Raw genomic sequence first — 26,273 nt, 5'->3', positions numbered from 1 at the left:
AGCTAAATGCTGGCATAGCAAACAGTGAACTGTATATTTTTGATGGATATGGTCATGGTGTGTTTGAAGAGGATAAGGATTTTTACAATAAAGTACTGGAATTTTGCAACAGAGTCTAGCGGACAAAATAAAGTCCAGACTAATGGAGTGAAGAAGAGGGTTTTGAAGAGGAAATGGTAGATTATAAAATTAACATAAATGGCCTAGATGTAGATGCCCATTATAGCGAAGAGAATATCAATGAGATATTCCTTCCATTATTGGAGCGTCTGACAAAGCTTCAAAAGGATAAGAATAGACGAATCCTTGTTATGCTTGCTGCGCCTCCGGGAGCAGGGAAGAGCACTTTAGTTTCATTTTTGGAGAAGCTAGCAAAGGAGACTGAGGGAATCACAGAGCTTCAGGCTGTTGGCATGGATGGATTCCACAGAAGACAGGAATATCTCACTAGCCACACCACAGTTCGTGATGGGCAGGAGATGCTTATGGTGAAAATCAAGGGTGCACCCATCACCTTTGATTTGCCTCTTCTTAAGGAACGTATTGAAAAAGTTGCAGCAGGACATAACTGTGGATGGCCAATTTATGACAGGACCTTGCACAATCCAGTGGATAATGTAATCACTGTATCCGCTCCAATTGTGTTGCTAGAGGGGAATTATCTGCTTTTGGATGAAACAGGTTGGGATGAACTGGCAAGCTTTGCGGACTACACAATTAGAATAACGGCAGAAGAGGAGCATCTGAAAAAACGTCTTATAGAAAGAAAGGCTGCTAGTGGAAACTCAATAGAAGATGCTACAGCTTTTGTGGACTTTTCGGATATGGCAAATGTACATACCTGTCTCACAAAATCAAAGAAGGCTGATCTAACACTAGAGGTTTTGGAAGATGATACCTTAAGAATTGAGGCATAAATAATTCAATAATATGTACAATCCTTTGCCCATGCGAGTTCCCAAAAATACAACCCGTAATCTTTACCAAAACATTAAATCGAACTTTGAACTATCTGACAAATATGATTAAAATGGATAAATTATCTTGCAATTTATAAATCTCACGCTATAATGATAATTACAAAATAGAAAACAGCAAAGAGAAAGGGAGGTAAAGACCACCAGAGAATTAAGTTTTAAAACTAATTGTATTATTAAAATCTAGTGATTGGAGGTACGGTCCACCAGAGATTTAAGTTTTAAAACCAAAGTTATTTGTTAAAATCTAGGAAATGGAGGTATGGTCCACCAGAGGTTTAACATTTTAACACACGCGACAATTTCATTATGAGGTCCATCACTGATTAAAAGTTTTCAAATGGACAGCAACAATGAAAAATAAAGCTGAATGAGAGGTATAGTCCATTGGGATCGAATTTCAGGGGCGGCACTAGTTAGGAATCAAGAGATTTCGAATTAGTGTCGCCCGTTTTTTATTATAAAAACGGGCTTGACTTGGAACGTATAATTCCATACAATATTAAATGTTCGCAGAAGTGGCGGAATTGGCAGACGCGCAGGCTTCAGGTGCCTGTGGTAGCAATATCGTGTGGGTTCAAGTCCCATCTTCTGCATAAAAATATCCCTCAGGTTATCCTGAGGGATATTTTTTTGCAGAAGATAGAAATAACTCAATTTCATGAAATTGCTCGCAATATCGAGTGGGGTGCGGTCATCCAGTGGATGACCCTCGCGAAGCGAGGAGCACCGACCGAGCCGGCAGGCGAGACTCAAGTCCCATTCCCTACGGTGCAATACCAAGGCTTGTATTCGTGACTGGCGTAAATTTTATAGAATTTCAAATAAAAAAAGGATATCCTTTTTTTCTACGTAATACGTTTTATAGGAGTGTCGTTTGCTACATGTATGGGAGGCTAAAATGGGCACAATTCGCGAGATGATTGAGCAGATGGAGAGGGAGACTTTGAGCCCTTATGCCACACTCAATGAAAATTCACGTGGCCGCGAGAAGGATGAGCCACAATGTGACATTCGCCCTCTATTTCAGAGGGATAGAGATAGAATTCTTCACAGCAAGGCTTTTCGCCGCTTGAAGAATAAAACTCAGGTTTTTCTTACACCTCAGGGTGATCACTACAGAACCAGATTATCTCACACTTTGGAAGTTTCACAGAATGCCAGGACAATTGCCAAGGCTTTGAGACTCAATGAGGATTTGGTGGAGGCAATTGCGCTTGGTCATGATTTGGGCCACACCCCGTTTGGACATGCAGGAGAGGCTCAGCTTAATGCTATGTGCTCTACAGGTTTTGTTCATTCGGAGCAGAGCGTTCGTATAGTGGAAAAGCTGGAAAAGGGCGGCCAGGGATTGAACCTTACATGGGAGGTTCGTGATGGAATTCGTAATCACAGAACCAGTGGCAAGCCAGCTACACCTGAGGGGCAGATTGTGCGCCTTTCTGACAAGATTGCCTATGTTAACAGCGATATTGATGATGCTATCCGCGCCCAGATTTTAAAGGAAGAGGATATTCCTATAGAGATTCGAAGGACTCTTGGTATGACTTCAGCCCTACGTCTGGACACGCTTATTCATGATGTTATCATCGAAAGTCAGGATAGTCCTCAGATAAAGATGTCTCCAGAGATTGAGGAGGCAATGTCGGATCTTCGTAAATTCATGTTTGCCAATGTTTACAAGGATTCAGTGGCAAAGGTGGAAGAGGTGAAGGCGAAGCGAATGATTCGCGAGCTTTACGAGTACTATACATACCATTTTGAGGAACTTCCACCACGCTATCGTGCAATGGAGGAGGAAGGCGAGACACAGGAGCGCATTATTTGTGACTATATTTCTGGTATGACAGACCAGTATTGTATTACTAAATTTAATGAATTCTTCATGCCAAAGGCATGGGTTGTAGACGGATTTTAATCGGGAGAATAAATGCCTTATTATTCAGACGACATCGTTGAGGAGGTCCGCTCGCGGTCAGATATTGTCGATGTCATTTCACACTATGTTAATTTACAAAAAAAGGGCAGTCAGTATTTTGGACTTTGTCCCTTTCATAATGAGAAAACAGGTTCATTCTCTGTAAGCCCTCAGAAGCAGATGTATTATTGCTTTGGTTGTGGCGCAGGCGGTAATGTTTTCAGCTTCCTAATGAACTATGAGAATATGACCTTCAAGGAGGCTGTGGAGGAACTGGCTGGAAAGGCCGGTGTCACCTTGCCTCAGCGAGAGATGACCTATCAGGAACGCCTGCGAGCCGACAGGCGTAGCCGTCTTTTTGAAATTAATAAAGAAGCGGCGGCCTACTATTATAAGATGCTTCGTTCTGATGCAGGTAAGCAGGCGATGGAGTATTTCACAAAGCGTGAGCTCACTCCTGATACTATGCACAGGTTTGGATTGGGTTGCACCAGCAAGTATTCCGATTCCCTATATAAATATCTGAAGGGAAAGGGATACGAGGATGATATTCTGAAGGATTGCGGCCTTATCACTATCGATGAGAAACGAGGCGGCCATGACAAGTTCTGGAATCGTGCGATGTTTCCAATCTTTGATGCCAATGGCAAGGTTGTTGCCTTTGGTGGACGTGTTATGGGTGATGGAGAGCCGAAATATCTGAACTCACCAGAGACAGAGATTTTCAACAAATCAAAGACTCTGTTTGGGCTATATTTCGCCAGAAAGACAAGGCGGCAGCAGTTTATACTATGCGAAGGCTATATGGATGTTATTTCCCTACACCAGGCAGGCTTTGATAATGCGGTTGCTTCCCTTGGAACTGCTCTGACAGAGGGGCACGCAGGAATTCTGAAGCGCTATGTAAAGGATGTTTACCTTAGCTATGATTCCGACGGCGCAGGTCAGAAGGCTGCACTTCGAGCAATTCCTATATTGAAGAATGCGGGAATTTCCTGCAGGGTTATCAACATGTCGCCTTACAAGGACCCTGATGAGTTCATCAAGAACCTGGGAGCCGAGGAATATGAAAAGCGAATTCAGAATGCTGAAAACAGCTTCATGTATCAGATTCGCATGCTACAGAACAATTACGATATGACTGATCCTGAAAAGAAGTCGGACTTCCAAAAAGAAGCGGCGCGGATGATTGTTCTGGAATTTCCAACTCAGCTTGAGAGGGAAAATTACACAGAGTCTGTGGCGGACAGGTTTGGAATTCCAAAGGCTGCTCTTTCGAAATATATTTTGGAGCTTGGCCAGTCAGGAATCACTGCGAAGCGCGACAGCGGGCAGCAGACAGAGCATAGGCGTGCAATTAAGCCTAAAGATGATGGAATGAAGATGTCTCAGAGGTTGCTTTTGACATGGATTGTTGAGACACCTACCATATATACAAAGATAAGGCCATACGTTGATCCAGCGGATTTTGAAGATGGCGTTTATCGAACAGTTGCGTATGAGGTTTTCAAATATTGTGATGAAAACACTCCTGTAGACACCGCACGAATCGTCGATTTATTCATGGATGACGAGGACCGCAAGACAGTTGCGGCATTGTTTAACACCACAGTTGGCGAACTTACAGACAATAGTGATCTTAGCAAGGCTCTTAAGGAGACCCTGCTTAGAATAAAAAAGAACTCCCTGGAGCTGGCTCAGAAAAATGGAGCGGATTTTAAAAGCCTGGTGGAGGGCAAGAAGACACTACAACGCCTTGAGCGTTTAGACATTTCACTTGGTTAGTTTTTTACCTATCAAGATTTTTTACATGGAAAGGATTAAAAATGGCAAAAAAGAAAGTTGATGAGTTAATCGAAAGCGGAGACTTAAATGCTGCTGCGGAGGCATTTCTTGCTGAAGCAGAGGAAGATGTGGATGACGTTGATGATGCCGAGGTAGAGGACAAGGACGTTGATTTTGGCGACCTTGAGGAAATCTCTGTTGAGGATCTTGAGTTCAACGAGCATGATTTCGACAACATTGACGAGACAGAAGAGGATGATGATGTTGATGAATTCCTTGCTTCAGTTGGAGCAAAGACATCTATCGATGACGATTTGGATGACGATGAGGATGACGACATCGATACATTCGGAAGCGATGAGCTCGATTCAAAGATTGCAGAGCTTATCAAAATTGCTAAGACACAGAAGAACATCCTTGAAGACTACGAAATTTCTGAGTTCTTAAAGGATTACAAAATCGATGCAAAGCAGATGGAGCGCATCCTTACTCACCTTGACAAGAAGGGTATCGATGTAAACTTCTCATCTGGTCCATCTGATGCACTTTTACTTGCTAGCAATGACGAGGATTTAGAAGATATCGATATGTCAGTGCCTGACTCAGTCAGCATTGAGGATCCGGTTCGTATGTACCTTAAGGAAATCGGTAAGGTACCACTTCTTTCTGCTGATGAAGAGGTTGAGCTTGCAAAGCGCATGGAGAATGGTGATCAGGAAGCTAAGAACAAGCTTGCTGAGGCAAACCTTCGTCTTGTTGTTTCTATTGCAAAGCGTTACGTTGGCCGTGGTATGCTTTTCCTTGATTTGATTCAGGAAGGTAACCTTGGTCTTATGAAGGCTGTTGAGAAGTTCGATTATACAAAGGGTTACAAGTTCTCTACATATGCTACATGGTGGATTCGTCAGGCTATCACACGTGCTATCGCTGATCAGGCTCGTACAATTCGTATTCCTGTACATATGGTTGAAACTATCAACAAGCTCATCAGAGTTTCTCGTCAGTTACTTCAGGAGTATGGCCGCGAACCGACTCCAGAGGAAATCGCTGCAGCTATGGGCATCACAGTAGACAGAGTTCATGAGATTCTTAAGATTTCTCAGGAGCCAGTTTCACTTGAGACACCTATCGGTGAGGAGGAAGACAGCCACCTTGGAGACTTCCTTCCAGATGAAAATGTACCAGTGCCAGCAGAGGCAGCTACTTTCACACTTTTGAAAGAGCAGCTCCACGAGGTGCTTGATACACTTACAGAGCGTGAGCAGAGAGTTCTTATCCTTAGATTTGGTCTTGAGGATGGCAAGGCTCGCACACTTGAAGAGGTAGGTAAGGAGTTCAACGTTACTCGTGAGCGTATTCGTCAGATCGAGGCGAAGGCTCTTAGAAAGCTTCGTCACCCTAGCCGTAGTAGAAAATTAAAGGATTACTTGGATCAGTAATCGCATGATAAAATCCGAACAATAGTGAAGGATTTTATTATGCTCAAGAACTGCCCATTGCCGAAGGCAATTATAATGGCAGTTTTTCCTTAGAAATGAAACAAGAAAAGAACATATTTTAATGATAAAATTGTCACCAAGATTACAAATTGTATATGACATGATTCCTCATTGTGAAACTGTTGCAGATGTTGGCTGTGACCACGGTTACCTCAGCATCGCACTTCTGGAAAATGGAGTCGCAAAAAAGGTTATCCCAATGGATGTAAACAAGGGCCCTCTCAGTAAGGCACGCGAAAATATCCAGGCGGCTGGCTTTGAAGCACAGGCAGATCTTCGTTTATCGGATGGTCTTGCCAAGCTTTCAGGAGATGAGGCTGATGTCATATGCATTTGTGGCATGGGTGGTGCACTTATCGCTCGTATTATCAGGGCAGGACTCCAGGTTGCAAAAAGTGCCAGCTGTCTCGTTATAGAGCCACAGTCTGAGTACTATGAACTTAGAAGCTTCCTTATGGATGCCGGCTTCGTGATTGATGATGAAGACTTAATCTCAGAGGAAAATAAGATTTATCCTATCATCAAGCTTCACTATGAATCAGACAATGCCAAGCGTTTGTCTTATTCATCTGCGCAGCTTGAATACGGTCCAGTGATAATCGAAAAGGCGCCACAGCTTTTACATACGCTTTTAGACAAAAATGAAAGTGAATACAGCTCAATTATTAACAAGCTTGAAAATGGGGGAGTTCCATCAACAGAGGCTACAATGGCTCGCTGTCAGGAACTTAAAGAAAAGCTTGAAATAATAACTCAAATTAAAAATTCACTGTAGGAGGAGAAGGTGCTATGGCAAAAGTAATCATTAATGGCAATGAAGAAACCTACGAGGAAGGCACACGACTTTTGGATATCGCCGAAAAACACAAGGCTGATTTTAAAGACGATATCGTCCTTGCAAAGTACAAGGGAAGCCTCACAGAGTTGAACAAGGCTGTTACCGGCGTTGCCGATTTGGAGTTTCTTACAACAGCTGACAAGGATGGACGCAGAGCATACAGACGAAGCGTTGTTTTCCTTCTTCAGCGTGCCCTTATGGATGTTTATCCATTGCCGGCAAATCCATATCTTAGGGTTGAACATTCTCTTGGACAGGGCGATTTCTGCACCTTGGAAGGTGTAGGAGAGGTCACCGAAGAGGATTTGAAAGAGCTAAAAAGGGTTATGCTTGATTTAGTGGACAAGAATATTCCACTAAAGAAATATTCCATCAAGACTACTCAGGCAAAGGAGATGTTCCATAGCTTCAATATGAAGGACAAGGAACAGCTTTTAAAATACCGCACAAGCTCGAATATTAATGTATATGATTTGGATGGATGCATTGACTATTTCTATGGTTACATGGTTCCATCCACTAAATATCTTCAGTATTTTGATTTACTGAAGTTTGAAAATGGCTTTATGCTCATGTATCCTGACGGAAGTCTGCCAGGAATTGACACTCGCGAGGTAGCAGAATTCAAAAAGCCTATGAAGCTTTTTAGTGTACAGCAGGCTGCTTCAGAGTTTGGCCAGACCATGGGCGTTCCAACAGTTGGAGCCTTGAATGAGGCTATAGCCAATGGAAGAATTCGTGATATCGTCCTTTCACAGGAGGCTATTATGGAGCGCAACATTGGCGATTTGGCTCGCACAATTGCAGCCAACAAGGATGTTAAGTTTGTCATGATGGCAGGTCCTTCTTCATCAGGAAAGACGACCTTCTCACACAAGCTGTCAGCTCACCTTAGAGCCTTAGGCTGTGTGCCACATCCCCTTCCATTGGATGATTTCTATTTAGACAGAGATAAGATGCCAATTGATGAGTATGGTGAGAAGGATTTTGAGGCTATTGAAGGCTTGGATATTCCATATTTCAACGAATGCATGGTGAAGCTCCTTAATGGAGAGCGTGTTCTTTTGCCAAACTTTAACTTTAAAATTGGTAGAAGAGAGTACAATGACCATTACATGCAGTTGGGCAAGAATGATATTCTTGTCATTGAAGGAATTCACGGCCTCAACGACAGAATGAGTGCGTCCCTTCCAGCAGAGTCTAAGTACAAGATTTATCTTTCTGCTTTGACCCAGCTTTCCATTGATGAGCACAATCCACTATCTACAGCAGACGGTCGATTGATTCGTCGAATTGTTAGAGATGCCAGAACAAGAGCCACTACAGCGGCAGAGACTATAGCTATGTGGGACTCAGTTCGTCGTGGAGAGGAGAAGAATATCTTCCCATTCCAGGAAAAGGCTGATTATATATTCAATACAGCCTTGATTTATGAAATGGCTGTGCTAAAATTATATGTCGACCCAATGCTTTATGCTATCGAGCCTGACCACCCAATGTATGCGGAGGCCAAGCGCTTGATTAAGCTTTTGGATTATTTCATTCCAATGGCACCAGATGTAATTCCAAATAATTCACTGGTTAGAGAGTTCATTGGAGGTTCATGCATCCTGTAGAATTAGGATGCTATAAAACAGTTAAATAAGGTCCGATGAGTAGTCGCTGCTTCATTGTAATGGTGGAGGAGAGGAAAGTCCGGGCTTCACAGGGCAAGGATGCCGGCTAACGGCCGGTGGAGGTAACTCCAAGGATAGTGCAACAGAGATATACCGCTCAGCTATGAGCGGAGTATGGCTGTAATAATGCACAGATTCAAGCTTGCTTGAGTATCTGTGTATTATTGCAGCTGTACTGGGCGACAGCCCGTACCGAGAAAAGTGTAACTTTTCGAGGGACCGCTCATTTGAGTAAGGGTGGAAAGGCGGTGTAAGAGACCACCGTACCGCTGGTAACAGCGGTAGCCATGTAAACCCCATCCGAAGCAAGTTCTAAGAGGTGCGTACGCGGCCCGCCAGCACCAGGTTGAACGCTTGAGGCTGTTGGCAACAGCAGTCCTAGATAGATGACTACTTTAAATGACATAACCCGGCTCACAGTCGGGCCTTTTTTTATTCACTGGAAAGTGTCAGACTATATTGTGATTTTTCACTAAATGACAACGCAAAACACACGAACCTGTGTATATTATTAACGAATGTGAACTTTTTGTGTCTTAAAAGTTTTTTTCGTGGTATAATGAAAGCAGATTATGCGGGAGAATGGAGTTGTGGTTTACGTGTTGTTTTTGTTTTAGTAAGGATGGTGAAAAATGGAATATCAGGTAGGCGATTTTTTAGTTCATGAGGCAAGTGGTGTGTGTCAGATTGAGGATATCGATGACATGGAGCTTATGGGCAAAGGTTCAAAAAAGACCTACTACTGCATGTCACCTGTATTTAAGGCAGGGGCAAAAGTTTTTACTCCAACTATTGGTTCAACCGTTAGACTTCGTCCGGTAGCAGACCAGACAAGATTCTCCCAGATACTCGATAATATTGACAATATCGAATGTATTCATGAGCCAAATGACAGAATGCTTCAGGAACGTTTCAAGGAGGTCATGGGTGATTTTACACCAGAGGCTCTTGCCAGAGTGGTAAAGACTGTCCTCATCAGAAAGTGGCAGCGTATCGAATCTGGAAAGAAGGTCATGGCCTTAGATGAAAAGGTACTGAGCGTTGCAGGTCGCAAGCTATATGAGGAAATGGCATTTTCCATGGGAAAGGATATCCAGTCAGTTCAGAATATGTTTGAGGATGCAGTAAAGCATCATTCTCTTCAGTCTGTTTTGATTGGCGCTTAATTTATGATTTCATACTCGAATTTATCAGCTAGAATAAAAGATAATAATGGTCTTGTTACAGCCTTAAATGTGCTGGACAAGGCCATTACTTATATTACAGTTTTATTTTACGTAGGCCTTCTTGCCTATTGTCTCTACATCATTCCTGTCAGTGGAGGAACTCTGCTTTACAGGTGTCTTTTAGTTCCAGGGGTGTCTTTTGCCCTTGTCAGTTTTTTCAGAAAGGTAATCAGTTCTCCAAGACCTTACGAGGCCTATAATTTTGTCCCAGCCTTGAAAAAGGATACAAAAGGAAAAAGCTTTCCTAGCAGGCATGTTTTTTCGATTTTTATGGTGGCTTTCACTTATTTTCAGGTGAGTACAGTAATAGGAATCGTTCTTTTAGTACTTGGCGTGGCCCTTGCTGTGATTCGCGTGGTAGGTGGAGTTCATTTTATCAAGGACGTTGTAGCAGGCGCAGCAATGGCATTTCTTGTTGCTACCATATGCTATTGGATTTTTTGTGGCGTTTTTGGTCTTATTATGCTACCATTTTAGATATAAATAATTACCGGAGAAAATTTATGAAGAAGAATGCAAAAAGAGCGCTTGCTGTGTTGTTTAGCATTCTTGGCACGGTTTTGGGGCTGTACATAGGTGGCTATGTACTGTTCGTGCGCTCAGTTTATTGGTTAGTTACAGGTTTTACTGCAGGTACACTTTCGGCGGGAATGTTGCTTGTAAATGTCATAAAGATTTTTATTGCATCGACAGTCGGCGGGGCTATTTGGTGCTTATGTGACATTATTGCCAGCCATATCAAAGGCTTGCCGGAGGATGACGATTAGTTTTGGCATTATAGTTGTTTGCAACAATTTGTGGGTGAATGACTAAAAAATATAATGTAACAAAAGAATTGGGAGGTAAAATGTAATGACTGGAAACGTAATTGTGGGACAATCAGGCGGACCGACCGCCGCAATCAACTCCTCTTTAGCAGGAGTTATCAGGACAGCAAAAGACCGTGGCGCTGGTAAAGTCTACGGAATGTTAAACGGTATTAAGGGACTCATGGAAGAGAAATACATTGATCTTTCCGATTACATCAAAAATGATTTGGATGTAGAGCTTCTTAAAAGAACACCAGCAGCATATTTGGGCTCATGCCGCTTTAAGTTACCTGAAATTCACGAGGACATGAGCACCTACGAAAAAATCTTTGAAATTCTCAACAAATTAGAGATTGAAGCTCTGATTTACATTGGTGGAAATGATTCCATGGACACTATCAAAAAACTTTCTGATTACGCCATCTTAACTGGCTCTCAGATCAGGTTTATCGGTTGCCCAAAGACTATCGATAATGACCTGGCTCTCACCGATCATACACCAGGATTTGGTAGCGCAGCTAAATATATCGGTACCTCTGTAAAGGAGATTATCCGCGATAGCTTTTGCCTTGAGTATAGCAAGGGACTTGTTACTATCGTAGAGATTATGGGACGTAATGCAGGCTGGCTTACAGGTGCCTCTATTCTTGCAAAGGGCGAGGATTGTGATGGCCCAGATTTGATTTATCTGCCAGAGGTTCCATTTGATATTGAGAAATTCAAGGAGCGTGTTGAGAAACTCCTTAAGACACAGCCATCAGTTGTCGTATGTATTTCTGAAGGTATTCATACTAAGGAAGGTAAATATGTCTGCGAGTACGCTCACAACAATGAGTTTGTAGATGCTTTCAACCACAAGCAGCTTACAGGAACAGCAGCTTACCTTTGCAATTACATTGGCGCAGAGCTTGGCTGTAAAACTAGAGCAATCGAGCTTTCAACACTTCAGCGTGCAGGCTCACATCTTGCATCTCGTATCGATATCCTTGAGGCCTATCAGGTAGGTGGTGCCGCAGTTCTTGCTGCTGATGAGGGCGATACTGGAAAGATGGTTACACTCATCCGCCATTCTGATGATCCATATCAGTGTGGAACAGAGGTAAAGGATGTTCACAAGATTGCCAATGATGAAAAGCTTGTTCCACGTAACTGGATTACACATGATGGTTCATACGTAACTGAAGCATTCATCACTTATGTTAGACCACTTATTCAGGGAGATGTTTCACCTATCATGGTAGACGGTATCCCAAGACATATTATTCGTCCTACCAAAAAGTAGGATGTTCTAAACATTTGATTTCGGAGGGGATCATATGCAGGTATTTCATGGAACGATTATTACTTGCGACGAGAACAATACTATAGCCAATTATTTGGTTGAACGAGAGGGAAGAATTGCCTACATCGGCAAGAAGCTTCCTACTCAGTACGAGGTTGTGCCACCAATTGAGCTTGGAGATAATGTGCTTGTTCCAGCATTTGCTGATACACATATGCATTATTCTGGTTTTTCTGTTCTGCACAAGATGTTTCCTATCAATGATACGGATTCGAATGCTAAGATTTTAGAGCAGCTACGTGCATACGCAAACAATACCAGAGAGAATATTATTGTTGGTTTTGGTGCTACTGAGTTTGCGGTTTCCGAGGGACACTTGATTTTACGTGAGCAGATGGATATGTCGTGCCCAGATAAGCCAGCTTTCATTATCAAGCATGATGCACATTCGGGTGTTGCCAATAGTTTATTCATGGATGCTATCAAATCCAAGGTATCAAACCTGAGAGGCTACAATCCTGAGACAGGTGAGTTAAAGCAGGAGGCATTTTTATCTGCATGCGAGTTCATTACCCATGGCATGTCTACCAAAAAGGTGATTGATTCCATGGTCGAGACTTCAGATTTCCTTGCCAGCAAAGGCATAGGACTTATCTGTTCTGCCAGCGGAATGGGCTTCATTCGTGATTATGATTTCGATATGGAGCGCTCAGTTGCCAAAGGTCTTGATAATGGTATGCAGGTCAAGGTAGCTTACCAATGCTCAAATGTTGATAAGATTTCCAAGAAGGATATGACTCGAGTAGTCTTTGGAAATCTTGATGGTACCTTCGCAAACAAAGATGCGTCATTGAACGAAGACTACATTACAATAAATAATAAAGGTGTTTCATTTTTCAGTGACGCTGATGTTCAAAAATTCTGTATAAATGCCAACAGAGCTGGTTATCAGATAGCTCTTCACGCTGTTGGTGATGCGGCATTTGAACAGGCTGTTAATTCAATTGCGATGGCACTTGAGGATTACCCTCGCTATGACCACAGGCATATTATTATCCATGGATGTCTTCCATCGGAGAGCGCATTAAAGACCTGTGCAAAGTACAACATCATGATTTCGGTACAGCCTTCGTTACTTTCGCACATCGATGGAGTTTATGGTTTCGTTGAGTCAATTCTTTCAAAGGAAAGAGCGCAGCGTATTAATCCTCTGAAGACAATTTCTGAGCTTGGAGTTAAGGTTTGCTTTAATTCTGATGCACCAGCCTCAGACCCGAACCCTGTAATGTGGATTCATGATGCATGCAACAACAAGAATCCTGAGCAGTCGGTTTCAGTTTACGAAGCCTTTCGAATGGCTACATACAACGGAGCTTTCTCGTGCTTCGATGAGAAGGAACGAGGCACCCTGGAAATGGGTAAGAGCTGCGATCTTGTCGTATTAGACAAGAATCCTTACGAAATTCCAGTTGAGGAATTGAAGACAATAAACGTCTTGGAACTTTATCTGAAGGGTAAGCCATATAAACGGTCACGTACCGGTTCCATGGCAACCATGCTTCGAGGAATGTTTCCACAATAAATATTTATCCCTCCCTGAAAAGGGAGGGTGTTATTTTCTTTAGGAGAATTTATGTCGTTATCACTTGTTATCGGAAGTTCTGGAAGTGGCAAATCCACGTCCATTTACAATAGAATAATTCAGGAATCAATTGCCAACAAAGATAAAAATTTTTTGGTGATTGTTCCTGAACAGTATACAATGTCAACCCAGCGTCTGCTGGTATCTATGCACCCAAATCACTGTATCATGAATATTGATGTTTTGTCCTTTAATCGCTTGGCTTATCGTGTATTTGAGGAGCTTGGTGCGGCAGTTCACGGCGTCCTTGATGATACGGGAAAGGCTCTTGTCATTCGAAAGCTGGTAAATAACCATTTGAATGAGATGACTACCCTCAGAAATAATATAACCCGCATCACTTATATCACTCAGGTGAAGTCACTAATTTCAGAGCTTACACAGTACAACATTACTCCAGAGCGACTGAAAGATATGATTGATACACCGGTTATGTCCCAGAGTTTCAAGCGCAGAGCCTCAGATTTGTTGGTTTTGTATCAGGCGTTTCTTGATTTCATTGATGGAAAATATGTTACTACCGAGTCGATTCTTTCAATGCTAAATTCTATGCTTGATAACTCGGAAATTGTGCTTGGTTCGACAGTAGTATTGGATGGCTTTACTGGATTCACGCCAATTCAGTATCAGCTTGTTGAGCATATGCTAAAGCTATGTGATGAGGTGGCTGTCACAATCACAGCAGATGAGTCGGATTCATTATTGGAGCAAAAGCCAGATGATGAGCTTTTTGCCATGTCCTCAGAGTTCGCCCTGAAGATGACAGGTCTTGCCAAAAAGGCAAAGGTTGAGATTAACGAGCCTGTGATTATCTCTGATGAGAGTGGCTGGCTTTCTGAGAATGAACCACTTAAATTTTTAGAGCGAAATATTTTTAGAAATAAAAAAGTTGTTTATGATGGGATGAATGCAGCCGATTCGTTGGAAATTATTAGCCTCCGCAGTCCTCGAGAGGAGCTTAGAAATATTGCTATCACTATCAATCAGCTTGTTCGAGGTGGTATGCATTACAAGGACATTGCTGTGGTTGCGCCAGATTTGGAACAATATAGATATCTTTTGACTGGAATTTGGAAGGAATATGATATTCCATATTTCATTGACACTAAGACCGAGATTTTGTTCCATCCAATGTCTGAGGCTATCGATGCTCTGTTTGATATTTTCAACAGAAATTTCAGACGAGAGGATGTGGTTAGATTCCTTAGGGCAGGTCTTACGGATTTATCTTTTGAAGAGATAGATTTTGTTGATAATTATCTTCTTGCAACAGGTATTCGTGGAAAGAATAAATACTTCCATCCATTTGCTATTCGCGCAAACAGTTTTTCAGAGGATGAGGATATGCTTCGGGTTAATGAAATTCGAAGCAGATTCATTGAGCCTTTTGAAGCTTTTGACAGAGCTATTTCAAAGACGACAACAGTGCGTGAAATCGCTACTGCTCTCTATGATTTTATCGTCGCATTTGATTTTGAAAATAAAATTTCAGCCCGTCAGGAAATCTATGAGGATAGTGACAATGCAGTAAAGGCAAAAGAGTATAGCCAAATTTATCATGTCATCATGAATGTGCTTGATAAGATGGTTTCCATCCTGGATGATGAGGTGATGGATCTGGAGGAGTTCAAGGATGTCTTCAAGGCTGGACTTTCTGCTGCTACAATCGGTGTTATTCCGCCTGCAAATGATAGTGTCATTGTGGGTGATATTGAGCGTACCAGGCTTTCAAATATCAAGGTTCTATTTTGTATGGGGGCCTCTGATAATGCCATCCCTAAAAAGGTAGAGAACGGAGGTATCCTTTCTCAGCTTGAGAGAGAGCAGCTTTTGGAAGCCGGTTTTGAGCTTGCACCATCAGACAGACAGAAGAATTTCCGTCAGAGATTTTATCTCTATCTGATGCTTACAAAACCAAATCAGAAGCTATATATCACAATGCCTCGTGTAGATGCAAGTGGCGCTGCAGTGAACCCCTCGTATTTAATTGGAATTCTAACCAAGATGTTTCCAGAAGTTACCATGAAGGAAATCGAGGATTTCAATATGTCAGTCAGGCTCCTTTCGAAGAAGAGTGCTGTGGACTATTTAATTGAGCTTTTGAAAAATGCAGTTTTCCTTGGCATGGATAGTCTTTCAGAAGACGAGCTTCGTGTTTTTGAACAGCTGCTTTCCTGGGCAGTAAATGATTCAGAGGTGGACATAGATTCCATCATTGATGCAGCATTTTATGTTCACAATAAGGAAACGGTTTCTGCTGACATTATGGATGCTGTTAATGAAGCCTTCAATGAAGATGAGACTGTATCAGGTTCGGTTTCACGATTTGAACTGTACAATGAGTGTGCCTACAAATATTTCCTTACATATATTATGCAGCTTCAGGAAAGAGAAAAGTTTGAGCTTTCCAGCATTGACTTGGGAAATTTCTGCCATGAGGCTTTGCAGCGCTATTCTGACAGAATTAAAGAAGATGAAAGAACCTGGAAATCATTATCAGCTGATGAGCGTAATGCATATATCGACCTTGCCATTGGTCAGACCATAGATTCTATGCCAAAGGTTGGAACCCTTGAGGATAGCACTCAGCGCTATATCGTAAATACGATGAAGACCACACTTAAGAGAACTGTTGAGGTCATCACAACTCAGGTTAGTCGTGGTGAGTTTGAACCTGCCTTTTTTGAAGAAAGAATTGATTCTGAAATTAAGGATTTTGAAACGGGTGAGGTTATGGCAAACCTTAAGGGCAAGGTGGATAGAATTGATTTAACAGATTCGGTTGATAAAGCTGTTCGTATTATTGATTACAAATCAAGCGGTCGCGAGCTCAGCCTTGAGGAGTGCTATTATGGTATATCAATGCAGCTTCCAATTTATATGGGAGTTGTGCTGAACAAGCTGAAGGATAAATATCCAAATGCTACATTACACCCTTCAGCAATGCTTTATTACGAGATGACAGATAAATATCTTAGCGGTGAGGGGGACAGCCCATCTGATACGAAGGAGAAGCGTCTTACTCTAAATAAAATGAATGGGCTTCTCTCTTCAGAGGAGTCGGATTTGCGCGCCAATGATTCAACAGTTGGACTGGAAGATGGTCAGGTTAAGACTTCAGCTATTGTTCCTTACGGCGTGACAACCAAGGGAGAACTGTCCAAGCGCTCAAAGGTAGTAAGTCGGGAGGATATGCAGACTGTCATTGATTATGGCTTTTATTCTGCCGCAAATACGGCTGGGAAAATCATAGCAGGTGAGTTTGATTGTGAGCCTGTAAAGCTTGGCTCGGTGGATGCCTGCGAATACTGTAGCTTTAAGAGCGTTTGTCATTTTGATGAAAATGCAGAGGGCTTTTCTGTAAAAAAGATTAATAAGCTTGGAGAAAATTCTGTGATAATCCAACTTATGAAGGATGCAATGAATCCAGATAATAATCAGGAAGGAGATGAGAGCAGTGGGGCTGACTAAAGAACAGGAATTAGTTCGTGATACAAGACACAAAAATATGCTTGTTAGCGCTGCGGCTGGCTCAGGTAAAACCTTTGTATTAGTTAAGCGAATTATTTCAGAAATATTAGATGAGAAAAATGGAATAGATGTAGATAGAATTTTGGTGGTGACCTTCACCAATGCTGCTGCGGCAGAGATGAAGGATAGAATCCGAGTTGCCATTGACGAGGCCGTTGCAAAGAACAGCTCTGATCTTCGAATCAGAGCCCAGGCAACCCTTATTCATGGTGCTCATATTCGAACCATTGATAGTTTTTGTAACTGGGTTGTGAAGAACTATTTCTATGAGATAGACCGGGACCCATCATTTCGAATTGCAACCACAGGTGAACTTCGTATGCTTGAGGACGAGGTTTTTACAGACCTTCTTTCAGAAAGCTTAGAGTCTGGTGACGAGGATTTCAAGCTTTTGGCTGATGCTTATATCACAGGTCGTAAAACTGGTGCTCTGAAAGAGATGGTTACCTCACTTCACGATAAGGCCACAAGCTTCCCTTGGGTTGATGAGTGGTATGATGACGCACTTCGTATATACGATATTAATACTGAAGAGGAGTTGGCATCTTCGGAATTTATCAAGTGTATTTTAGAAAGGACGAATCTTATTGTAGGGCAGCTTTCAGAGAAGCTTTCTAATATAGTTTCTCTCTATGATGAAGACTGCGGCTCAAAAGATAAGGAGCTATTCAATAATGAGTTAAACCAGATGCTTAGGATTCTGGAAGCAGAAACCTTTAAAGAAAAATACCAGGTGTTTTCAAATTTATCTTTTTCAACTTTCCCTCGTTCAACTAAGGATTCAAGCCTTAGTGCTGAGGAGCTTGAAATGGCAAAGGATTTTAGGACCAACGATTATAAGCCGATGTTAAATGACTTGGCTTCAGATTTTTATTCAGAAAATCTTGAAGAAATGCTTGCCTCAATTCAGTTTATTGGAAGACAGGCGAAGGCGCTGATTCATTTTTCAAAGGAATATACCAATCGCCTTTTCGCTGAAAAATCAAAGAAAAATATTTTCAGCTTTAATGATATCGAGCACATGGCTCTTGAAATCCTTCGAAATAAGGATTCAAAGGAGCATGAGCGACGCCCTGTAGCAATTGAACTTTCAAACCATTTTAAAGAGGTAATGGTTGACGAGTATCAGGATTCAAATGAGCTACAGGAACAGATTTTGACAGCAGTTTGCTCAGGTGATAATTATTTTACAGTAGGTGATGTTAAGCAGTCGATTTATGCATTTAGACAGGCCAGCCCACAGCTGTTTATTGATAAGCTTTCTTCCTATCCAAGTGATGGTTCTACTGGCTCAATCAGAATTGATCTAGATAATAATTTCCGAAGCCGAGGCGAGGTTCTAAATTTCTGCAATGAGGTTTTTGAACCATTGATGCAGGAGGATATGGGAGGCGTACGCTACGATGAAAAGGCAGCCCTAAAGGTTGGAGATAAAACTTTTAAGGGGAACACCTTAGATTATCAGTCAGAAATTATTATAGCCACACAAAATCCTCAGGATATGGCTGAGCTTGAAATAGATAATAAGGATACGTTAGAGGCTCTGGTTGTTGCCAAGCGCATCAAGGAGCTTATGCAGGATAATTTTCAGGTTAGCACAAAGGTGGACGACGAGCGTCAGCTTCGCCCTATGAAATATTCGGACGTTGTTATTTTGATGAACGCAGTGTCAGGTCATGCTACCAATTTTATAAATGCACTTAAGGAAAGCGGAATTCCTGCTTATGTTGCCGAGGAAAAAGGCTTCTTTGAACGTGAGGAAATTGAAACGGTTTTATCCATGCTGATGGTTATCGACAATCCATTTAATGATATTCCGTTGGCTGCTGTTTTACATTCGCCGATGTTTAAATTTACGTCGAATCGTCTGGCACAGATAAAGGCAGGTGGACAAGGTGAGTCGTTATATGCGTCCCTTTTGGATTACAGCAAAAATCATCAGGCGCAGGATATCAATTCGTTTATACGAATTCTTAACCGGTATCGTGATATGGCAATTGATACCCCTATTCACGAGCTGCTTGAGTCAGTTTTAGAGGAAACAGGGTATGGTACATATGTCAGCGCACTTCCGATGGGAAAGATGGCTGCTGCCAACCTGAACAAGCTGGTTGATGAGGCTGTTGCTTTTGAGAGTACCAGTTACAAGGGGCTCTCCAGATTTGTTGCCTATATCGAAGGATTGAAAACCTATGATGAGGATTTAGGCCTTGCCAAAACAGTGGGAGAGAATGATGATGCAGTCAGAATCATGACTATTCATAAGAGTAAAGGTCTGGAATTTCCGATAGTGTTTGTCTGCGGCTGTGGCTCGTCAGGTCGTAATAATACCGATAGTTTTTCTGTGGATAGAGATTTTGGTATTGCACTTAAATATAAAAATCCAGAAACCAGAATTGAGCGCTCAACAGCCTTTTTCAACTTTCTTCGAATAAAGGCAAATGCTTATGATAAGGGAGAGCTCTTTAGAAAATATTATGTTGCACTTACTCGTCCTGTGGACAAGCTTATAATAACGGCAAGCATAAAGCCTACCACAAAGCTATCAGTGCCTGATATTATTGAAAGCTACAAGCCGTCTTCTGGAGTGCTTGACTATCTTACAAAGGAAAAGGCGAGCACTATTATAGAGCTTATTATAAGGGCAATCAGGACTTCAAAATCTCAGGTTCCAATCAGGATTGTGGACTGCGCAGATCTTTTTATAGATGATGTGAAAAAAGAGATTCTTAAAAAGGATACTAGGGATAGAATCAATGCACTTGTGACAGCAGCAAGAGCAAATAAGGATGAGGATAACATTATCGTAAATACGTTATCTTATAATTATCCAAATGCCTTGGATAGCAAATATAAGAGTAAATATTCGGTATCGGAAATTAAGCATCAGGCCATGGAAGAGGCCTTTGAATTTGAGGCTGATGCAGCGCCAGCATTCATTCATAATGAGGACGCAAGCTATGTACCTGCCTTCATCCGAAGACGTGATATGGAAGCGTTAGAAAAAGATGAGGGAGAAGAGAAATCTTCTGTTCCAGCAGGTGCTCTTTATGGAACTGCCATGCACAGATTTATGGAGTGTTTTGACTTTGCAAGAGAGGATTTTGCAAACTCTTTTTCAGAGCAGCTTGATTATATGAAATCAGTAGGCAGCCTTTCTGAGGAAGAACAAAATCGAATCAGATATAAGAAGCTCATTACGTTTATTAATTCACCTATTGCAAAGCGCATGTCTGATGCGGCACTTAATGGAAAACTTTATAAGGAAAAACCATTCGTCTTTGGCAGCAATGCAGATAGTCTTTTTGGTGATGAAATTGCCAGTGATGAAATGATTCTTGTCCAAGGAATAATCGATGTGTATTTCGAGGAAAATGACGGTATAGTTCTTTTGGATTATAAGACTGATAGAGTGGACGAAGACCAGGAATTAGTGCTAAGATATGAGAAGCAATTACAGCTTTACAAATCCGCAATCGAAAAAGCATACAACGTTCCAGTAAAGGAAGTTGTAATCTACTCGTTTGCGTTGGATAAAGCGATACCTTTATAAGATGTAGTTCACATAATAGCTTATATTTTTAAATGAGGCGGTAGGCAGCAAGCTCTTAGGTTTCTCAAGCGCATTCTAAGCTGAGCGGAGAAACACTAAGGCTTGTAGCTGTAACCGCCGGATTAGGAGAATTAGATCATGTATGATAAGAAAGTAATAGAAGTATTTTTAAAGGACCAGCTTAAGCTCTTCCCAGAGAAGGTTGCAGAAGATGAGCAGGAAGCCGCAGAATTCCTTGAGGATGTCTGTGCTGTTGTTTGCAAGAATAAAAAAGAAGTCCTTGAATATCTTGAAGATGCCATGGATACCACTGGTATGACAGAGGATGAAATCCTCTCTGCAGAGGAAGTCTTTGCGATTGGTGATGGAAGATATTTGATAGTAGAGGGATAGGAATGAAGCTTTACAAAAAAATCTGTGCAGCACTTTTAGTGGGTGCAATTTCAATTTCTTTTTCTGGCTGCACATATAATGATAAAACTGTTTATTTTGACACTAATAGTGGCCGAAATACAGTGTTTAAAATCGGTGATATGAAGTGCTCAAAGAAAGAAGCACTTACATATCTTTTAAACGAAAAAAATATCTATGGTTCAGTTGATGGTGTGAACCTTTGGACAGAGGATTTTGATACCGACACAATGACTGGTTCCATCAAGGATTTAACAATGGAACATTTAACACGTGTTTTTGTTTTAAATCTCTACGCAGAGGAACATGAAATTGTACTGACAGAGACTGAGCAAAAAGCATGCCAGGATGCAGCAAAGGAATATTATTCTTCACTTAATTCTGCAGAAAAATCTTTCACCGGTGCAAGCAAAAAAGACATTGCTGCAATGTATGAAAAATACGTTCTAGCAATGAAGGTATATAGAAGCTTAATGGACTCAGTTGATGAGGAAGTTTCAGAAGATGAATCCCGTGTTATGGAAGCATTTGTTTTGTTTGTCTCCGATAAGGAAAAGGCAAATGAAATCCAAGGCATGATTGATTATGGATATACATTTGAACGTCTTGCGTCCACTTATACAGAGCTTGATTCTTACCAGGTTACATTTGCTCGTGGAGAGTACCCAGACGAGGTTGATAAGGTAGTTTTCAATCTTGATACAGATGAAGTTTCAACTGCAATTTCTGCAGATGGTGGTTACTACTTTTTCCAGTGTTTGGATAAGTATAATGAAGAGCTTTCTGAAGCAAATAAACAGGTCATAATCGATAATAGAAGAAAGCAGGTTTTGAATGATATTGTTACTGATTTAGAGGAGAGATATTTCTCTGATATGAATACTAAATTATGGGATGAAATTTCATTCCCAGAGGATGTTTCTGAACTCACATCTGCATCATTTTTTAAAACCTTAAACGACAATTTATAAGGCTTCATAATTTCAAAAAAAATAAAAGTTATTATTCGTAATAAAGTTCATACGAATAATAATTTTTTTCTTTTTATTAAGAATAGTGATTCTTTTGATGTAAAATTATCATAAAAAGAATTTATATATTTGGTTTTATTGTTAATTTGGTAGAAAATTACACCAATAGACTAGCAATTAAAATAGAGAATGACTATAATATGTTTTAAATAAAAAAACAAAGAATTTATTACTCAAATAGGAGGGTGAAAAATGGTTACTAATGTAAAGAGCGCTAGTGCAAAAGTTACAGTTGAAGATGTTAAAAAATCAGCTGCATCTGCAGCATCAACTGTAAAGGCAGCAGTCGCTAGTACAACAGAGGCTACTAAGAAAGCAGTAGAAGAAGTTAAGAAAGAAGCTACAGCAGCAAAGAAGACTGCGACAGCTGCTAAGAAGACAGCTACAAAGAAAGCTACTACAGCAAAGAAGGCTGCAACAAAGACAGTTAAGAAGACAGCTGCAAAGGCTAAGAAGGCAGTTTCTACTTCAGCAGTTATTCAGTATCAGGGACTTGAGTTCTCAGAGGCTGATTGCTTAAAGAAGGCACAGGCTGCTTTCAAGAAAGACTACAAGGGCAAGACACTTGAAGAGCTTAGCATCTATATCAAGCCAGAAGAGCGTAAGATTTATTACGTTGCTAATAAGGACAGTGTTGGTTCAGTAGATCTTTAATTATTATTTTTGAGAAGTAAATTTTATTGTTGTAACGTATGGTCATATCGTATATACGATATGACCTTTTTTAACGGGTGTATGTCATTCGTATGACATACACCCGTTAAAAGAATATCTACAGGATTACCCTAAATACTCAAAAACAATCAAATGTACTCAAACATTGTAGTAAATTTACACAAATTCACTATATTATTTTTGCATTCTATTCACAAATCTAGTATTTTACACAATAAATCGTATGTCAACCGATTGACACAATCACATAGCAATGATAATATCTTCACATAAACAACACACAACCTATTTTTGAAGGAGGGTTAATTGTAATGAAGAAGAAGTTAGTGTCACTTGCAATGGTAGCTGCTATGTCAGCTTCACTTGTAGCATGTGGTGGTTCTGATGGAGGAGCAGCTTCATCAGGTGAGAAGGCAGAGAGCACAGGGGTTTCAATCACAATCCTTAACTCTAAGACAGAGATTCAGACTCAGTTCGAGGAGATGGCTGAGGAGTACGAAGCAGCAAAGGGTGTTCACGTTGAAGTATATAATGCTGATACAGATACAACAGTTGCATCTCAGGTTGCTACAAAGTATGCATCAAACGATCCATACACAATTACAATGGTAGATGCAAAGGATATTTACTCACTTGCAGATGATTATGCTTATGATCTTTCAGGTCAGGATTGGGCTAGTCATACAACACTTGGTATCACAGTTAATAATAAGCTCGCAGGTTTCCCATTCTGCGTAGAGGCTAGAGGAATTATTTACAACGCTGACGCAATCGAGAAGGTTACAGGCGAAGCTTTTGATCCATCATCTGTTGCAACACTTGATGATTTCCAGGCACTTCTTGATAAGCTCGTAGCTGGTGGCATGGAGCAGCCAGTAGGTATTCTTTCAGAGTACTGGTCACTTGGAGCTCACTGGTTCCCAATGGTTTATGAGGAGCAGGCTGATCCAGATGCTTATGTAAACGGACTTCTTGCTGGTACAGAGGACCTTGCTGGAAATCAGAAGTACAACGAGCTTATGGATACATTTGAGACACTTGTTAAGTACAACTACGCTAAGGGTTCTGCTTCAAATGCTGATCGTGAAGAGACATCTATGAAGCTTGCTCAGGGCGATATCGCTTTCATGTTTGGTGGTAACTGGGATTGGTCAGTAATCAACCAGTATGACTACACAGAGCACCTTGGCATGATGCCAGTTCCACAGAACACAACAGATGGTTCTAATGGAAAGCTTGTTGGTGGTGGTTCTAAGTACATCTTCGTTGATAGCTCTGATGCAACATCTGAGGAGCAGAGACAGGCTGCACTTGATTTCCTTAACTGGCTTGTAAACGATGCTGAAGGAAATACATTCCTTACAGAGAAGTGTGCACTTGTTCCAGCATTTGATAATATCGATGCTTCAGCACTTGACCCACTTTCACTTTCAGTTAAGAACTACGCTGATGCAAACAATCTTATCCCTAACTACAACTATCTTCCAGATGATCACATGACAGTTGTTGGACAGGAGATTATGCAGAAGTATCTTGACGAGGCTATTGATAGAGCAGAGGTAGCAAAGGAAGTTACTGACTACTTCAAGACAGCAACTCCTATTGCTCACTAATCCTTAATTGACATGATAGGGCCTTGGGATAACCTAAGGCCCTAATATATGAAAGGGAATAATATGAAAACAAATACAATGAGCTACAAATTAAAGCAGTATTTGCTTTTTGCAGGTGTATCCACAGTGATTTTCGCTTGCGTTGTAATCATACCTTTTATTTATGGTTTATACCTTACATTTACAAGCTGGGATGGTGTATCTCGTAGCAAACCATTTGTTGGAATTACCAACTACGTAAATGCGTTTGCAGACGCTGGATACTGGACATCTCTTGGACGTACATTTATCTATTCAGCAATCGCTGTAATTTTGGTAAATGCGGTGGCCTTCATTATCGCTTACATGGTTACAAGTGGTATCAAAGGTCAGAATTTCTTTAGAGCAGGTTTCTTTGTTCCAAACCTTATCGGTGGTATCGTACTCGGTTATGTTTGGAAGTTTGTATTCAATAAAGCTTTGGTTTCGTTGGCAGGCTCTATCTCATCAGGCCAGGCTAAGTCACTCCTTGCAACAGAAACAGGGGCGATAGCAGCACTTATCATCGTATCTGTTTGGCAGTACGCTGGTTATATGATGCTTATCTATGTTGCAGGTTTCATGAGCGTTTCAGAAGATGTTATTGAGGCGGCAAAAATTGATGGCTGTACAGGAACACAGTCAATCATTCACATATCAATTCCACTTATGACAGCATCATTTGTTCAGTGCTTGTTCCTTACAATCACAAGATGCTTCATGGTTTACGATGTTAACCTTTCATTGACAAATGGCGATCCTTACGGTAGCTCAGCACTTGCAGCTATGCATGTGTACAATCAGGCATTCGTCAATAAGAATTATGGTACAGGCCAGGCTGAGGCTCTTATCCTCTTCGTAATCTGTGCAATTATTGGTGGAATTCAAGTATACGTTGGTAAGAAAGGGGAGGTGCAGGCATAATGGAAAACGAAAAGGCAGCTCGCAACAAAAAAATAAGACATGCCATTATGATTATTTTCCTTACACTTTTGTTTATAGCATTTGTATTCCCTTTCATAATGGTTATCATCAATGTGTTCAAGGTTAAGGCAGATATTACTGCAAATCCTTTGGCACTTATCGGTAAGCATGGATTTACCTTGGAAAATTTCCCAAATGCGGTAAAGAAGATGAACTTCTTCCTCTCATTTGGAAATTCACTTTTCATCACAATTCTTTCTACAATCGGAACTATCATTTTATCATCAATGACAGCTTATCTTATTGTTAGAAATAATTGGAAGGCAAACAAAATCTTATTTGTACTTATGATTGCTTCAATGGTTATTCCATTCCAGGTTCTCATGATTCCTCTTGTTTCTCTTTATGGTGGAATCTTTGGTGTACTCAATCATAGAATTACATTGATTTTCATGCACATAGGTTTTTCACTTTCAATGGCTACATTTATGTTCCATGGAAGTATTCACACAAATGTGCCTATCTCTCTTGAGGAGGCAGCTACAATTGATGGATGTAACAAATGGCAGATTTTCTCTCAAATCGTATTTCCGATATTGAAGCCAACAATTGCTACAGTTGCTATTATCGACGCAATGGCATTTTGGAATGATTATCTCCTTCCATCACTTGTTCTTGGACGCAAGGAATTATATACTATTCCTATTGCAACAAAAGTATTCTACGGCACCTATTCAACAGATACAGGATTGATTATGGCAGCACTTCTTTTAGCAATGCTTCCTATTCTTCTTTTGTATTTGTTCCTGCAAAGATATATCGTAGAAGGAATTACTGCTGGGGCAGTTAAATAAGGAGAGAGTAT

Annotated in this window: 19 protein-coding genes, 1 tRNA gene and 1 other RNA gene; all 21 read left to right on the top strand. The window is 41.0% G+C overall.

The window, feature by feature from the left end:
• The first annotated feature begins 173 nt into the window (after window positions 1–173).
• The 21 genes from FXF36_RS00810 (at window position 174) to FXF36_RS00710 (ending at window position 26,262) form a co-directional block, all read left to right on the top strand.
• Entirely contained in the window at window positions 174–917 is a 744-nt protein-coding gene (locus FXF36_RS00810) for a nucleoside/nucleotide kinase family protein (protein WP_151622016.1), read from the top strand.
• Between the two features lie 572 nt (window positions 918–1,489).
• Window positions 1,490–1,573, top strand: a tRNA-Leu gene (locus tag FXF36_RS00805).
• 305 nt (window positions 1,574–1,878) lie between these two features.
• Window positions 1,879–2,895, top strand: coding sequence for a deoxyguanosinetriphosphate triphosphohydrolase (locus tag FXF36_RS00800; RefSeq protein WP_151622015.1), 1,017 nt, complete (start codon window positions 1,879–1,881; stop codon window positions 2,893–2,895).
• Between the two features lie 12 nt (window positions 2,896–2,907).
• Entirely contained in the window at window positions 2,908–4,680 is a 1,773-nt protein-coding gene (dnaG, locus tag FXF36_RS00795; protein ID WP_151622014.1) for a DNA primase, read from the top strand.
• Between the two features lie 338 nt (window positions 4,681–5,018).
• A complete protein-coding gene (rpoD, locus tag FXF36_RS00790) occupies window positions 5,019–6,119 on the top strand; it encodes an RNA polymerase sigma factor RpoD (protein WP_151625597.1) in 1,101 nt (366 codons plus the stop codon).
• Window positions 6,120–6,249: 130 nt separating this feature from the next.
• Window positions 6,250–6,954, top strand: a complete 705-nt coding sequence (locus tag FXF36_RS00785) for a tRNA (adenine(22)-N(1))-methyltransferase (RefSeq protein ID WP_167511246.1) — start codon at window positions 6,250–6,252, stop codon at window positions 6,952–6,954.
• A gap of 14 nt (window positions 6,955–6,968) precedes the next feature.
• Complete coding sequence (locus FXF36_RS00780) at window positions 6,969–8,633, top strand: nucleoside kinase (RefSeq protein ID WP_151622012.1); 1,665 nt, start codon at window positions 6,969–6,971, stop codon at window positions 8,631–8,633.
• A gap of 27 nt (window positions 8,634–8,660) precedes the next feature.
• Window positions 8,661–9,126, top strand: an RNA gene (rnpB, locus tag FXF36_RS00775) — RNase P RNA component class A.
• Window positions 9,127–9,325: 199 nt separating this feature from the next.
• Window positions 9,326–9,859: a CarD family transcriptional regulator gene (locus tag FXF36_RS00770; protein ID WP_151622011.1), complete on the top strand. Its 534-nt coding sequence runs from the start codon at window positions 9,326–9,328 to the stop codon at window positions 9,857–9,859.
• 3 nt (window positions 9,860–9,862) lie between these two features.
• Window positions 9,863–10,396: a phosphatase PAP2 family protein gene (locus FXF36_RS00765; RefSeq protein WP_151622010.1), complete on the top strand. Its 534-nt coding sequence runs from the start codon at window positions 9,863–9,865 to the stop codon at window positions 10,394–10,396.
• A 26-nt stretch (window positions 10,397–10,422) separates the two neighbouring features.
• Window positions 10,423–10,686 carry a hypothetical protein gene (locus FXF36_RS00760; RefSeq protein ID WP_151622009.1) on the top strand — a complete coding sequence of 88 codons (264 nt, stop codon included), beginning with the start codon at window positions 10,423–10,425 and terminating at the stop codon, window positions 10,684–10,686.
• Between the two features lie 85 nt (window positions 10,687–10,771).
• Window positions 10,772–12,010, top strand: coding sequence for a 6-phosphofructokinase (locus FXF36_RS00755; RefSeq protein ID WP_151622008.1), 1,239 nt, complete (start codon window positions 10,772–10,774; stop codon window positions 12,008–12,010).
• A 34-nt stretch (window positions 12,011–12,044) separates the two neighbouring features.
• Window positions 12,045–13,592, top strand: coding sequence for an amidohydrolase (locus FXF36_RS00750; protein WP_151622007.1), 1,548 nt, complete (start codon window positions 12,045–12,047; stop codon window positions 13,590–13,592).
• Between the two features lie 51 nt (window positions 13,593–13,643).
• Complete coding sequence (locus FXF36_RS00745; protein WP_151622006.1) at window positions 13,644–17,123, top strand: PD-(D/E)XK nuclease family protein; 3,480 nt, start codon at window positions 13,644–13,646, stop codon at window positions 17,121–17,123.
• Window positions 17,110–20,736 carry a helicase-exonuclease AddAB subunit AddA gene (gene addA, locus FXF36_RS00740; protein ID WP_167511245.1) on the top strand — a complete coding sequence of 1,209 codons (3,627 nt, stop codon included), beginning with the start codon at window positions 17,110–17,112 and terminating at the stop codon, window positions 20,734–20,736. The genes FXF36_RS00745 and addA overlap by 14 nt, the downstream gene beginning before the upstream one ends.
• Window positions 20,737–20,874: 138 nt before the next feature.
• On the top strand, window positions 20,875–21,129 hold the full coding sequence (locus FXF36_RS00735; RefSeq protein WP_151622004.1) for a glyoxalase: 255 nt from the start codon (window positions 20,875–20,877) through the stop codon (window positions 21,127–21,129).
• A gap of 2 nt (window positions 21,130–21,131) precedes the next feature.
• Window positions 21,132–22,118, top strand: coding sequence for a peptidylprolyl isomerase (locus FXF36_RS00730; RefSeq protein WP_151622003.1), 987 nt, complete (start codon window positions 21,132–21,134; stop codon window positions 22,116–22,118).
• 252 nt (window positions 22,119–22,370) lie between these two features.
• The gene (locus tag FXF36_RS00725; protein ID WP_151622002.1) at window positions 22,371–22,832 is read left to right on the top strand and encodes a DUF6465 family protein; all 462 of its coding nucleotides are present in this window, start codon (window positions 22,371–22,373) and stop codon (window positions 22,830–22,832) included.
• A gap of 332 nt (window positions 22,833–23,164) precedes the next feature.
• Window positions 23,165–24,466: an ABC transporter substrate-binding protein gene (locus FXF36_RS00720; RefSeq protein ID WP_151622001.1), complete on the top strand. Its 1,302-nt coding sequence runs from the start codon at window positions 23,165–23,167 to the stop codon at window positions 24,464–24,466.
• Between the two features lie 78 nt (window positions 24,467–24,544).
• Window positions 24,545–25,408 carry a carbohydrate ABC transporter permease gene (locus tag FXF36_RS00715; RefSeq protein WP_243143544.1) on the top strand — a complete coding sequence of 288 codons (864 nt, stop codon included), beginning with the start codon at window positions 24,545–24,547 and terminating at the stop codon, window positions 25,406–25,408.
• Window positions 25,408–26,262: a carbohydrate ABC transporter permease gene (locus FXF36_RS00710; protein ID WP_151621999.1), complete on the top strand. Its 855-nt coding sequence runs from the start codon at window positions 25,408–25,410 to the stop codon at window positions 26,260–26,262. The genes FXF36_RS00715 and FXF36_RS00710 overlap by 1 nt, the downstream gene beginning before the upstream one ends.
• Window positions 26,263–26,273: the final 11 nt, after the last annotated feature.

The organism is Pseudobutyrivibrio xylanivorans (assembly GCF_008935055.1).
Lineage (GTDB): Bacteria > Bacillota > Clostridia > Lachnospirales > Lachnospiraceae > Pseudobutyrivibrio > Pseudobutyrivibrio xylanivorans_A.
The sequence above is the reverse complement of the archived record's forward strand: the minus strand, read 5'-3'. Positions and strand labels throughout refer to the sequence as shown.

Excerpts from the sequence above, each read along its gene's own strand:
- FXF36_RS00810 (WP_151622016.1), top strand. The coding sequence starts at position 174 with ATGGTAGATTATAAAATTAACATAAATGGCCTAGATGTAGATGCCCAT.
- FXF36_RS00800 (WP_151622015.1), top strand. The coding sequence starts at position 1,879 with ATGGGCACAATTCGCGAGATGATTGAGCAGATGGAGAGGGAGACTTTG.
- dnaG (WP_151622014.1), top strand. The coding sequence starts at position 2,908 with ATGCCTTATTATTCAGACGACATCGTTGAGGAGGTCCGCTCGCGGTCA.
- FXF36_RS00780 (WP_151622012.1), top strand. The coding sequence starts at position 6,969 with ATGGCAAAAGTAATCATTAATGGCAATGAAGAAACCTACGAGGAAGGC.
- FXF36_RS00770 (WP_151622011.1), top strand. The coding sequence starts at position 9,326 with ATGGAATATCAGGTAGGCGATTTTTTAGTTCATGAGGCAAGTGGTGTG.
- FXF36_RS00765 (WP_151622010.1), top strand. The coding sequence starts at position 9,863 with ATGATTTCATACTCGAATTTATCAGCTAGAATAAAAGATAATAATGGT.
- FXF36_RS00760 (WP_151622009.1), top strand. The coding sequence starts at position 10,423 with ATGAAGAAGAATGCAAAAAGAGCGCTTGCTGTGTTGTTTAGCATTCTT.
- FXF36_RS00755 (WP_151622008.1), top strand. The coding sequence starts at position 10,772 with ATGACTGGAAACGTAATTGTGGGACAATCAGGCGGACCGACCGCCGCA.
- FXF36_RS00750 (WP_151622007.1), top strand. The coding sequence starts at position 12,045 with ATGCAGGTATTTCATGGAACGATTATTACTTGCGACGAGAACAATACT.
- FXF36_RS00745 (WP_151622006.1), top strand. The coding sequence starts at position 13,644 with ATGTCGTTATCACTTGTTATCGGAAGTTCTGGAAGTGGCAAATCCACG.
- FXF36_RS00735 (WP_151622004.1), top strand. The coding sequence starts at position 20,875 with ATGTATGATAAGAAAGTAATAGAAGTATTTTTAAAGGACCAGCTTAAG.
- FXF36_RS00730 (WP_151622003.1), top strand. The coding sequence starts at position 21,132 with ATGAAGCTTTACAAAAAAATCTGTGCAGCACTTTTAGTGGGTGCAATT.
- FXF36_RS00725 (WP_151622002.1), top strand. The coding sequence starts at position 22,371 with ATGGTTACTAATGTAAAGAGCGCTAGTGCAAAAGTTACAGTTGAAGAT.
- FXF36_RS00720 (WP_151622001.1), top strand. The coding sequence starts at position 23,165 with ATGAAGAAGAAGTTAGTGTCACTTGCAATGGTAGCTGCTATGTCAGCT.
- FXF36_RS00715 (WP_243143544.1), top strand. The coding sequence starts at position 24,545 with ATGAGCTACAAATTAAAGCAGTATTTGCTTTTTGCAGGTGTATCCACA.
- FXF36_RS00710 (WP_151621999.1), top strand. The coding sequence starts at position 25,408 with ATGGAAAACGAAAAGGCAGCTCGCAACAAAAAAATAAGACATGCCATT.